Annotated in this window: 1 protein-coding gene; it reads right to left on the bottom strand. The window is 73.6% G+C overall.

Annotation, left to right across the window (positions count from 1 at the left end; translation table 11 throughout):
* Window positions 1–641, bottom strand: a 641-nt coding sequence (locus tag C5F48_RS24415) for a phage tail sheath family protein (protein ID WP_181247795.1), incomplete at both ends; no start/stop codon positions are given.

The raw sequence follows: 641 nt of genomic DNA, 5'->3' as shown, positions 1-641 counted from the left end.
GGCCCAGAGGAGCGCGCCTTCGATGCTCTCGTAGATCATGTCGGCGGTGCGGCGCACCGGCAGGAAGGCCCAGAGCGGATCGGTGGCGGCGGAGCGGTTGCCCCAGAGCCGGAAGCCGTCGGCGCGGATGATGGTGGCGACCTCGCCCCCGTTCAGCCGGTTGGCCTCGGTGTCGGGATCCGAGATCGCCCAGGAGATCGGCCGGGCGGTGGCGGCGACGCCTTCAAGGATGCGGTTCGAGGGCGACCACCAGAAGCCGCGGCTGGCGTCCTGGGCCGAGAGCGCGCCGGCGACGTAGCCGGAGGCGGGGCGGGTGACATAGGCGGAAGTCGTCACATCCCAGACGCGCACCGCGGGATCGACGATGAAGAGCCGGTCGGAGCCGTATTTGCCGCGGTCGGTCAGCGCGTCGGCCTCGGTGGTGTTGGGGCCGTCGGCGATGACCACGGCGCGGAGACGCGCGGCCACCGAGACCAGGGCTTGGGTCACCGGGGCCGCGGGCGAGGCCGCCGGGGTGGCGGTGAAGCCCGGGGCGGCGAGGATGCGCGGGGTCTGGCCGGTGAGGTTGCCGGCGTTGATCAGCGCCCAGACGCCGGAGCCGGTCGTCGGATCGCCCGCGACGGCGCTCAACGTCTCGGCCG

It is taken from the genome of Cereibacter changlensis JA139 (genome assembly GCF_003034985.1).
In the GTDB taxonomy this organism is placed as follows: domain Bacteria; phylum Pseudomonadota; class Alphaproteobacteria; order Rhodobacterales; family Rhodobacteraceae; genus Cereibacter; species Cereibacter changlensis.
This window is presented reverse-complemented; position numbering and strand designations above follow the sequence as displayed.